At 58.4% G+C, this 12,144-nt stretch carries 5 protein-coding genes; all 5 read left to right on the top strand.

Annotated elements, in window-relative coordinates; all coding sequences use genetic code 11:
• Nucleotides 1-53 precede the first annotated feature (53 nt).
• The 5 genes from FFT87_RS11625 to FFT87_RS11605 are packed head-to-tail and all read left to right on the top strand — an operon-like array spanning nt 54 to nt 12,111.
• Nucleotides 54-1,481 (top strand): serine/threonine-protein kinase, encoded by a 1,428-nt coding sequence (locus FFT87_RS11625; protein WP_219948872.1) that lies wholly within the window; start codon nt 54-56, stop codon nt 1,479-1,481.
• Between the two features lie 15 nt (nt 1,482-1,496).
• Nucleotides 1,497-7,412 carry a tandem-95 repeat protein gene (locus FFT87_RS11620; RefSeq protein ID WP_255559909.1) on the top strand — a complete coding sequence of 1,972 codons (5,916 nt, stop codon included), beginning with the start codon at nt 1,497-1,499 and terminating at the stop codon, nt 7,410-7,412.
• A gap of 9 nt (nt 7,413-7,421) precedes the next feature.
• Nucleotides 7,422-8,393, top strand: a complete 972-nt coding sequence (locus tag FFT87_RS11615; protein WP_219948871.1) for a MoxR family ATPase — start codon at nt 7,422-7,424, stop codon at nt 8,391-8,393.
• Nucleotides 8,390-9,823: a DUF58 domain-containing protein gene (locus FFT87_RS11610; RefSeq protein ID WP_255559908.1), complete on the top strand. Its 1,434-nt coding sequence runs from the start codon at nt 8,390-8,392 to the stop codon at nt 9,821-9,823. The genes FFT87_RS11615 and FFT87_RS11610 overlap by 4 nt, the downstream gene beginning before the upstream one ends.
• Nucleotides 9,820-12,111, top strand: coding sequence for a transglutaminase-like domain-containing protein (locus tag FFT87_RS11605; RefSeq protein WP_219948870.1), 2,292 nt, complete (start codon nt 9,820-9,822; stop codon nt 12,109-12,111). Before FFT87_RS11610 ends, FFT87_RS11605 begins: the two co-directional genes overlap by 4 nt.
• Nucleotides 12,112-12,144 lie beyond the last annotated feature (33 nt).

The raw sequence follows: 12,144 nt of genomic DNA, 5'->3' as shown, positions 1-12,144 counted from the left end.
GGCCAATCACGCACTTAGAATGGTCGAGATCGTCGACATGTTAGGGGTGTGCTGTGGCTCGAAGACTGCCATCTGATCCCCCTGCGCTCCCGGGGTTTTCGCACGTTCATGTTTTGGGTTCTGGCGGATTCGCCGACGTGTTCCTGTACGAGCAAAATATGCCGCGACGGCAGGTCGCTGTGAAGGTCATGCTGAGCGAGGTCGTCAACGATCAGGTTCGTCAGATGTTTCAGGCCGAAGCGAACCTGATGGCGCAGCTCAGCGCGCACCCGTCGATCCTCACGGTTTATCAGGCCAGCGTGTCGTCGGATGGTCGGCCCTACCTAGTGATGGAACTCTGTTCCTCGACTTTGAGCCAGCGTTACCGCGCCGAACGGCTGCCGGTACCAGAGGTTCTGCGCATCGCCATCAAGATTGGCAGTGCGATTGAGACGGCCCACCGGTCAGGAGTGCTGCACCGCGATATCAAGCCCTCGAACATTTTGACTACGGCATACGGGCATCCAGTACTTTCCGATTTTGGTATTGCGGCGACACTGAGCGAGTCCGAAAACCTCGAAGCGGTCGGTATGTCGATTCCGTGGTCTGCCCCCGAAGTTTTGATGGATGAGACCGCAGGCACGATTGAGTCTGAGCTGTGGTCATTCGCCGCGACCGTCTATTCGCTGCTAGCAGGGCGTTCGCCGTTCGAAGTTCCGGGGGAGCCCAACAAATCGACAGACCTGATTTCGCGAATTAACCGGGCAAAGCCTCGCCCCACCGGTCGTGGTGACGTCCCGGAGAGCCTGGAACATGCGCTGTTGCGTGCCATGTCGCGCAAGCCAGAATCGCGTCAGGGCAGCATCTTGGAGCTAGTTCACGAGCTTCAGTCCGTGGAGTCTGAACTTGGGCTTTCGCAAACGCCGATCGAAGTTGCGATGGACGATTGGGCACTAGCGACCGTTGCCGAACTTGAAGACCGCACGCGGGTTCGACCGGGACAGGTCGCGCCGGTGTCATCTGCGCAACGCCGTAAACGTCGTCGCCCGGCTTCGATAGATGACAGTTTTGGCTCTTTCGAGAGCGAAGCAGTCGGTAATAAGGAGTCGCGGCGCAAGACGGGCACGAATCCGATCGCTCGCGGCAGTCGTATGCAGGTTGTGGCGTGGGTCGGCGTCGGGTTGGCCGCGCTCGTTGTTATCCTCGGGGCCGCCGTTACCTTTACTCAACTGCAGGCAGGCTCCACAGGCATTCCGACCGTAAGTGACATCAGCGCCACGGTGTCGAGCGATGTCGTTGAATTCTCGTGGGCAGATCCAGGCGTGGAGACCGGAGACTCGTATCAAATAACTACGACCGATGGCCAACCTCCCGTGCAACAACGCGAGCCTAGTTTCGTGGTCGACGCGGAATCCGGCGAGAACGTGTGCATCTCCGTCACCGTAACTCGCGACGGCAAATCTGGGCCGTCTAGCGCTCAGAAGTGCGCGGTGTTGCCATGATGAGTAGTGCTGGGCGTGGCAGTGGTTAAGCTCTGGCGTGGGGCTCGTCGATCGACAGTGATCGGCGCGGTAAGCACCTCGGCGATCGTTGCGATGATCGCGACGGTCGCAATTGTTTCGACCGGGTATACCGCTCAGCATGTCGACCTCGCTGACGGTGCCGTCTGGGTAGCGAATAACCAGCAGCAAGCGATAGGGCGAGCGAGCACTGAAGTGCTCGAGATCAATTCAGTTGTGAGCGCGCAAAGCGCTGACCTTGAGGTTGTACAGAACGGCGAGAATGTCTTGCTCTTTGATCGCTCCGAAAGTGCCATTGACATCATCGACCCTGCGCTGTCGGAGATAGCCGACAGCGTCGCGCTTCCGCCCAACCAACCAGAGGTCTACTTTGCGGCGGGCAATGTCGTTGTGCTGGAACACGGCACTGGTGAGGTGTGGATTCGCTCTTACGACGATTTTGTGAACTTTGACGCGGAATCTGCCGCTTCGTTAAGTCTGGGTGCTGACGCAATTGTCAGCGTCGACGAAGACGGTCTGCTTTTCGCGTTCTCTCCGTCGACAAGCCAGCTCTTTCGAGTGAACGCGGCAATTTCTGACACGGCAGAGTCGAGCGTCACTCTTGACCTCGATGTCTCCGCTCAGCTCAGCATTACGTCGGTTGCTGGCCAGTGGGCGATCCTCGATGAAGATGCCGAGTTGCTTTACATGGACGGCAGAACTGTTGACCTCACGGGTCTCATTGACGGCGCCAATGGTGCCGTTCTCCAGATTCCTTCGGCCGGGGGAGAGCGTGTGCTCATCGGCTACAGCGATGGCGTGCTGAGCGTTCCCTTGAGCGGAGCAGCAGCAGTAGGACTTGCTACGGGTCAATCTGGGCTCGCAGCGGCACCGTTGCGCATCGGTAACTGCGAGTTCGCCGCTTGGACCAGTGGTGAGAACTGGCGCCGTTGCCCCACTGACGCTGGCGATGGCGTGATGCTCACGTTGGACGAGATGGAAGCCAATGCGCAGCTCTCATATTCGATCAATGGCAAGCGTGCTGTGCTCAATGATCGACTGAGCGGGCGCACCTGGGCAGTTCAGGGCGACGGCGAGCTGATCGACAACTGGAACCAGCTCATCACGACAGATGAAGAAGAGCCTGAGGTTGAGCAGAACCTCACGGACCTCGAACCGGAGATCGACAAAGTACAACAGGTGCCCGTCGCGGTCGATGACGTATTCGGAGCGCGACCTGGCCGGTCAACAGTGCTCCCGGTGTTGCTCAATGACTACGACCCGAATGGTGACGTTCTCGTTGTCGAGACGTTGCCGACCATCAACCCAGGGCTCGGGCGAATCGACCGGATCAACGAGCGACAACAAATCCAAATCACGCTCGAACCCGGAGCGATAGGTCAAGTCAGTTTTAGCTACACCGTCAGTGATGGTCGTGGAGGCTCAGCTACGGCGAATGTGGTTGTCGAGATTCGTGCAGACTCAGAAAACTCGCCGCCACAGCAGATGCGAGCCACGAAATTTACTGTGCAGACTGCTGGCCGAGTAAGCGACCAGATTCTTGGCGACTGGGTCGACCCGGATGGCGATCCGTTCTACCTGACGAGCGCCTCCGTTTCTGAGCCGGATGCCGTGAGCTACAAGCCAGGCGGCGACGTCGTCTATTCCGACTCTGGAGCCGGCGGCGAGCTCAAGATTGTGACGCTTGTGGTCTCCGATGGAGACAGTGAGAGCTCCGGAAGCATTTCAGTTGCGGTCAAACCAGCAGGCGAAGTGCCGATCGAATCTGACCCCTTCGTTGTGCTTGCCTACGCGGGTAAAGAAGTAACAGTTTCGCCGCTCAGCCATGTTCGAGGTGGCAATGGCAGTATTCGTCTCAACAGCGTGCCCGCTAAGACCGGAGCTCAAGTGCTGCCGAGCTACGAGACGGGCACCTTCCGATTCGTCAGCGATGAGATTCGAAGCCACAACCTCGAATACGTTGTCACCGACGGAAACCTGACGCACACGGCGATCGTACGAATCGACGTCGTCGCTCCGCCAGATGCCAACACGTCGCCGATCACGGTGCCGAAAACCGTCTTTGTGCAAACGCTTCAGAATGAACGAATCGATGTCGCTGGCACCGATGTCGACCCGGCCGGTGGCGTTCTCCTAGTGACCGAGATCATGAACCTTCGCTCCGGTTCTGGGGTACGCGCCGAGGTTTTGGAGCAACGACTCATTCGCGTGAGCCTTGAAGCGCCTCTCGATGATGGGCCCGTGAGTTTCAACTACCGAATCAGCAACGGACTTGCGGATGCGGTTGGCATTGTGACCGTCGTTGAGATTCCCGCGCCGTCCCGACTGCAAGCACCAATCGCTAACGACGATTCGGTCACGGTTCGCGTCGGGCAAGCGGTCGACATTCGCGTTCTCCAGAATGACGAACACCCTGACGGCCTTGATCTCACTCTCGTACCTAAGTTGGCACAAGATTTGCCAGATGACTCGGGTCTGTTGTTCGCCTCCGGCGAGGTGCTTCGCTATCTAGCACCGGATCGCACCGGCAACTTCACCGCTGCATACCAAGTTGCGGGACCAGACGGGCAATCAGCGACCGCGATCGTGCGCATTGCGGTGCGGGAGCTCGATTCAGCCAGCAATAATCCGCCAGTGCCGCCGACGGTGACTGCGCGTGTTCTCGCTGGCGATACCGTGCGAGTTCAGATTCCCCTGACTTCAGCCGACCCCGACGGCGACTCGGTGCAATTGCTCGGGCAAGCGACTAACCCCGACAAGGGTGCGGTTATCGAGGTGGACTCCAACACGTTTGTTTATCAAGCCGGAGAATACTCGGCCGGAACGGACACCTTTAGCTACACCCTGATCGATTCGCTGGGTGCGAGGGCGAACGGCGAAGTTAACATCGGAATTAGCCCTCGAATCGACGGTGCCCGAAATCCCGTAGCAATCATCGATGAAGTAACAGTGAAACCGGGTATCACCGTCTCGGTTCAAGTTCTCGCCAATGACTCTGACCCCGATGGCAGTCCGCTATCAGTAGTTTCGGTCGAACCGAACGATTCCACGACCACTGCGGAAATCGACGGGGACGTTGTTAACGTCACTCCGCCAGCGATTCCCGGCGACTACGGAATCATCTATGTGATCGAGAACGAAACGGGCGGTTCGAGCCAAAACTTCATTCGCGTCACCGTGGACCCCGATGCGACGCCGGCATATCCGATTGCGACCGACAGCGTTTTGACGTTGTCTGACGTGCTAGATCGCAACCGCATCACGGTCGACGTTCTGTCCGACGTCTTCTTTGCGGATGGGGATCCTCGTACTCTTTCCTTGGCAATCTATTCTGGCTACAACGATGTCGCGCGAGTGACCTCAGATAAGAAGATTGAGGTGTCCGTCGAAGACGCCGGCCAGATCATCCCATTCCGAGTGACAAATCCGGTAGATCCCACCGCGTTCAGCTATGCGTTTATCAAGGTACCTGGCTACAACGATGCTTTGCCGCAGATTGACCGCCGAGCGAAGAAGCTCACCGTGAACAGCGAAAGCACGCTGGTCATCCACTTGAACGACTACATCATCGCGGTCGGCGAAGAACCGGTGCGCCTTACCGACTCGAGCACCGTGCTAGCAACACACAGCGACGGAACAGATCTCGTTCGCGACGAGGATACCTTGGTATTTACGTCGGCCGAAAAGTACTTTGGACCAGCATCCATATCGTTCGAAGTAACTGATGGGGTCTCGGCGTCAGATCCTGACGGTCGCACAGCGATCCTCGTCCTTCCGATCGAAGTCCTTCCACGCGACAACCAGGCTCCGGTCTTCGGTGGCGCCGTTATTGACTTCGAGCCCGGCCAAGAGAAGCAAATTGATCTCCTCAAGCTGACCAACTATCCCTACCCCGACGACCTCGATGAACTTGCTTATTCAATACTGAGCCCGTTACCAGAAGGGTTTACGTACTCGCTAGACGGTACGGAGCTGACGCTTCGAGCCAACAGCACGGTGTTCAAGGGAACGCGGACGTCGATTTCTCTTGGCGTGAAGGACGACCTTTCCGAGGGCAAATCAGGGCGAATCGAACTCAACGTTGTTGCCTCTACGCGCCCGTTGGCAAGCCCAGCCCCCGACGTTGCGATTGCTCAGCGGGGCCAAACCACCACCGTCGATGTGCTCGCTAATGACGCGTCAACCAACCCCTTCCCTGGGTCACCATTGCGAGTCATTGATATCCGCGGCCTCGGAGGCGGGTCCATTCCAGCCGGACTTTCCATCGTTCCGAGTAGCGATAACAGCACTCTGACAGTCACGGTGTCTGCCGCCGCTGTCCCCGGTGATGTGAACCTTCAGTACCGCGTTGCCGACGCAACCAATGACGCAACTCGATATGTCTGGGGAACGGTTGTCGTCTCGGTTCAAGACCGCCCAGACCCGGTGTCCAATCTTGGTCCAAGTGGCTTCGGCGACAAAACGATCATGATGCGCTGGAACGCCGGCCCTTCCAACAACTCAGCAATAACCTCGTACCGGGTGACGACAAACGCCGGTGCCGTTCTCGTCAACACCACCGAATGTGCTGGTACCACGTGCGCGATAACGACCACCGGAAATGGCCCAACGCACTCCGTAAAGGTGACTGTGGTTGCCATCAACGCGATCGGCGAATCTGATCCTGTGACGCTGGCGGACGCGGTCTGGTCGGACATCATCCCCGTCGCGCCAACCGCGCTCAGCGCTTCACCCCTCGACCACGGTCTGAGACTGACATGGAATGCTGTTCCGACGCCAGCAGGCGGTTCGGCGGTTGATCGTTACCGAGTTGTCGTCGGCGGATTCGAAGCGTCTCTTGGACTCACTCAATGTGACGGCACCACGTGTACCTGGGACACCCCATCCACTTGGGTCCTCGACAACGGCGTTGCGGTTACCTATACCGTTAGCCCGCGCAACGCCGCATACACCGCTCTCTCAGTCTGGAACACCAGCGAGCCGCGGAGTGCGATCCCGGCTGGTCCGCCGATCGCTCTCGCAGCGCCCGTCGCAAGCGTTATCAACGACAGCACTGTCAACCTGACGTGGGCAGGCGCCTTTAACGCGAATGGTCGTCCAGTGACGACCTACACAGCGGCGGCGTACACCGGAACCGCTCCAACATGTGCGGCGAATGGCTCAATCACCGGCAACGGCGCGGCGCTCTCGGCGGTCGGCAGCGGCACAGCCACCACATTCTCCGGATTGTCGCCAAACCGCACCTACACGATGCTTGTGTTTGCCGATAATGGTCAAGGTTGCACAGCATCGACGACAGTCGTGGCTCACACACCGCCAGCAGTCGTGACCGCACTCAACACTGCGGGGCCGGTAGCTAACGGCAACCGGTTCGATTTCACGGTCAATGGCGGCGCGATGGGGAGTGATTCGCTCACAAGTGACTACACCCTCTACTACCGTTTGAGCGGTGGCAGCGTTCCAGGAACAATCTTTGGACCAGTCGCGCTTGGATCGTTCTTGACTGCGGAAGGTGGGCAGCATTACGGCACGCAGATCTCGGTTGAAGTACGTGCGTGTCGGAGCTATGGCTCAGGACCCATTTGCCAACCGCAATGGTCAGCCCCCTTCGCTCTTGGCGTGCCGGTCGACCCGTCAGTTGGCACCCTCACTTTCACCACTGACGGAGATCTGCTCAACCAGAGTGGAACTTTCGCGTGGCTCGACTGGCCCGCCGGAACGTACGAATCAGTGCGCTACCGCTGTGGTGGTCTGACATTGGGCCCTTGGCAAACAGCGAGCACCAGCACGCCGGGCGGCAACTGTCACGCCGACGTTGCACTGCTCGGCGCTGTTCCGACCCTTGTAGTCCGTGTGGTCGCCAATGGTGGCCAGACGTACGACAGAACTTACAACGGATATGACTATGACTAGAGGTGCGCTATGACCATGACTCCCGATGAAGCCGCATGGTTCGCGGAAAGCTTTAACCGACTTGTCACCAATGTCGAACAGGTACTTCTCGGCAAGACTTTTGTTGTGCGCCTTGGCTTCACCGCGCTGCTGAGCGAAGGCCACCTGCTCCTCGAGGACTACCCCGGAACGGGTAAAACCTCTTTCGCGAGGGCTATCGCTCAGAGTGTCTCTGGAACCACGAACCGCATCCAATTCACGCCAGACCTGCTCCCGGGCGATATCACTGGCGTGAGTATTTTCGATCAGCGTGACAACGAGTTCGAATTTCATCCCGGTCCGATCTTTGCCAACATCGTCCTCGCCGATGAGATCAACCGTGCAAGTCCCAAAACTCAAGCGGCTCTGCTAGAAGTGATGGAAGAAGGCCAGGTGACGGTCGACGGAATCTCCCACCCCGTCGACTCACCCTTCATGGTGATTGCAACGCAAAATCCTATCGAACAGGCAGGGACCTATCGATTGCCCGAAGCGCAACTCGACCGCTTCTTGATGAAAGCGTCGATCGGCTATCCAGATCGTGCATCAACCTTGCGCATTCTTGACGGCGCCGGCGTAGCAGCCCACTCTGTCACGATTGATCCGGTCGTTAGTGCTGAACTCGTTGTCGAGATGGCACAGCTCGCCCGTACCGTCCACGTCGACCCGACCATTAACGACTACGTCAGTCGACTGGTAGAAGCAACCAGAAGCGCAACCGAGGTCCGCTTAGGGGTTAGCGTTCGCGGCGCTCTCGCACTCATGCGGGCGGCGAAGACGCTTGCCGCCTCTAACGGTCGGCACTATGTGGTCCCGGACGATGTGAAGGCTCTAGCCGAGCCGGTGCTTGCCCATCGCCTCGTTATCGACGCTGAAGCAGAGTTCGAAGGTGTGACTGCGTCGAGCGTGATTGCGCAAATTCTGATCGAGAACCCACCGCCCACAGAACGGCAAGCCGTGTGAGTTCGATTCTTAAACGTCCGGCCAAACGAGAGCCGCCCCACAAGACCGCAACGGAATCTACCGATCCGAACGGCGAACGAGCGCGCTCGGATAGTGACTTTCCGACCAGTATTCGTGGTCTAGATAACGCACGAACGAGAATCGTCGGATACCGTACCGGTTTTCTTGCCGATGCAATCGTGAGCACCGTGCGCTTTGTCGTGCTCGCGCGCAGCTACATTTCGCGCCTCGTCGGCCGAGTAACCTCTGTGGTCACAGCACTGGGCTGGATCGTGCTCATCCTGATCCCGGCGACACTGATCGTTGGCTATTCGATTGCGTGGACGGAACTCGTCGTTGCCGGCTACGCGTTCATCGCTGTTGCCCTCATGGCGGCGATCTACCTTTTGGGCCGCAGCCAGCTCGACATCAGCCTTCACGTGAATCACGGACGTGTCGTGGTTGGTGAATCTGCCACTGGTGAAGTCCGAGGAGAAAACAACGGCAAGCGACGTAGCTTGGGCGTTGTCGCCGAGGTTCCGGTAGCGGAAACCTTCGCCGAGGTGGTTCTGCCAAGCATCCGCTCAGGGGGTTCCGCATCCCACGAGTTCCCGATCCCCACCCACCGGCGTGGAGTGATTTCGGTCGGTCCGGTGCGCACAGTGCGTGCGGACCCGATTGGTCTTGTGCGCCGCGAACTGGTGTGGACGGAGTCCGCCGAGGTTTTCGTGCATCCGCGCACGATCAGCATTCCGAGTGTCAGCACGGGGCTCATCCGGGATCTCGAGGGAAATCCAACCAAGGACCTCGCCAACAACGACATTTCATTTCATGCGCTTCGGGAGTATCTCCCCGGCGATGAACGCCGCAACATCCATTGGAAGACAACAGCTCGAACCGGCCGATATATGGTGCGTCAGTTCGAGGAAACTCGACGCAGCCACCTGGTAATCGCGCTGAGTCTCGCGACCACTGATTTCGCGAACGAATACGAATTCGAAATGGCAGTCAGCGTTGCCGGATCACTTGGCTCTCAGGCGATCCGCGACGCTCGCACTGTTACTGTCGTGGCGAGCGAGCAAACTCCGCAGTTTGCGAAACGTAAAATCTTCGCGGTACGAGCGCTGTCAACTCTGACCGGAACCCGGCTGCTGGATGACCTTACCCGGGTGCAGAGCGCTGAGACGGCACTGAGAATCGTCGACGTCGCGCGAGTAACCGCGGAACAAACTCATGGCGTGTCCGTTGCTTTCCTCATTTGTGGATCGAGGGTGACATCGCAACAGCTGCGAGCAGCGTCCACAAAGTTCGCGGCGAACGTTGAAGTAGTCGCGATCGTATGTGACCCCGAAACCGTGCCCGGTTTGCGTCGGGTGGCGGGGTTAAGCGTGCTCACGATCGGATACCTCGAGGATCTCAAGCGTGCGCTTGCCCGATCGGCGGCAGTATGAATCGGGCATTCTCACGAACATTCGTTGTCGTTACGAGCGCGATCATCTGGCTGACGATCGCACTGGCGTCTGCAGCGCTCTGGCCGATCTATCGCAGCGCTGCGCTTGTCACGCTCATCATCGTTAGCGTGATCGCTGGATCGCTCGTCGCACTCGCCTCGCTCTGGAGGAAGTGGTCGTTTCCGACCACCTCGTTGGCTGCAATTGTGGTTTTTCTCATAATCGGGGTGCCTCTCGCGGTTCCTTCAGAGACCCAATACGGCATAGTGCCGACTTGGCCGGGCCTCGCGGACCTCGTCTTGGGCGTCGCGCTGGGATGGAAGCAAGTCCTGACAATTTCTCTTCCGGTAGGCAGCTATCAAGCTCTACTCGTCCCTGCTCTTGTTCTCGTTTTCGGGGCAACTGTGGTCTCGCTGAGCATCGCGTTTCGCACGAAGGGTCCTGAGCTCTCTGTCATCCCGTCAGTTGTGCTATTCCTTGCCGCCGTTGCGTTCGGACCCACATATCCCGATCGGCCCGTGACTATTGCAATCGCCTTGCTGGTTGCTGTTGCGCTCGCATTGGTGTGGTTCCGGTGGCGGCGGCGGCGTGACACCGTAAATGCCCTCGAAGCGGCGATGGATACTGCTGGCGAGGCTAGACGTCGACGAGAGTTCGGGTTCGCTGGAGCGCGGACCGCGATCAGTGCCGTGATTATTCTGGCGATCGCGGCAAGCGCGGCCGTAGTGGTCGCGAATGCGTTACCGCCGAACAGCAATCGATCAGTGCTTCGCACGGCGATTGTTGAACCCTTCGACCCACGAGACTATGTGAGCCCTTTGGCTGGCTTTCGACGGTACTGGCAACCCAGCACCGCGAATTCTGTGTTGTTTGAGGTGTCCGGTGTGCCGCTAGGGACCCGCATTAGGCTAGCGACGCTCGATAGCTATGATGGCGTCGTCTATGCAGTGGGCAGCGGCCGAGTGTCTAGCGAGTCAGGATCATTCGCCAGAGTGCCCTCGCGTTTCGATCAGTCAAGTGTCACTGGCGACCCCGTGGCGATGACAATAACCATCGCTAGCTATGCGGGGGTGTGGTTGCCCACCGCCGGTCTATTCGAGGAGATCGATTTCACTAGCGATCGAGCATCGGAATTGCGCGACAGCTTCTACTACAACAGGGTTACGGGGACTGCCGCGGTCACAGAACGTCTTGAGAGCGGCGATAGCTATTCCTTTGAAGGCATCCTCCCGGCCCAACCGAGCAATGCCGAGATTTCATCGCTCACCCCGGGCAACGCTGACGTTCCTCTCATCGGTGTGGCGCCCGAAGAGCTCAACGAAAAGCTCGACGAATACGTGCGTGGGGCGACGGACCCGGGGGAGCAGCTTGTGGCCATGCTCGCGGGGCTTACTACCGATGGCTACGTTAGTCACGGTGTGGGGGTAGATGAACCAGCGAGCAGGTCTGGCCATTCCGCGGATCGAGTGGCAGAGCTGTTCGCAGAGTCACGCATGATCGGCGATGGCGAACAGTACGCAACCGCAGCATCTATCATGGCAAACCGATTAGGTTTCCCCACGCGCGTCGTACTCGGATTCGTTACGTCAGATTCCCAGATTCGGGGCAATGATGTGTCGGCCTGGATCGAAGTAAATACTGCAGAGTATGGCTGGGTCACTATCGATCCGAATCCGCCGCTGCGAGAGATTCCGGATGAAGACCCGGACGACATCGCGCAGGTCGCACGCCCGCAGACTGTCGTGCAGCCTCCCGAAATTGAGTCGGATACTCTCAATCGTCAGTCGAATCCCGATAGCGAACAGGCCCTGCAGCCCGACCTCGACCCACTACTACAGGCCGTGCTAGCCGTTCTTCGGTCGATAGGCTGGACCCTCCTCGTGCTTGGCGTCATTGCGGCACCGTTCTTATTGATTGTTGCTGCGAAGGTCCGGCGTCGACTGCTTCGTCGTCGCGCCGACTCAACGCTGGAACAAATTAGTGGCGGCTGGCAAGAATTTGAAGACTCGATGCTTGACCACGGCTATTCGCCGCCAGTGTCAGGCACAAGAACGGAAGTTGCCGCGGTTGTACAAAAGCCCGCAGCACATGATCTCGCGGTGCAAGCTGACCGTGCAATTTTTTCCGGAGCTGATCCGAAGGCTGACGAGGTAGACACGTTCTGGACGGACGTTACTGAACTCGAAAGCCAGCTCCACACTGGACTGTCGCGCTGGGCGCGGTTCAAGACCAAAATATCGCTGCGATCGCTCGGTGGATATAGTGTCACAAGTCTGTTTAAGCGATAGAGGACTACCCGTGAACTGTTCTTTTTGCGCGAC

Source organism: Salinibacterium sp. M195 (assembly GCF_019443965.1).
GTDB lineage: Bacteria > Actinomycetota > Actinomycetes > Actinomycetales > Microbacteriaceae > Rhodoglobus.
The sequence above is the reverse complement of the archived record's forward strand: the minus strand, read 5'-3'. Positions and strand labels throughout refer to the sequence as shown.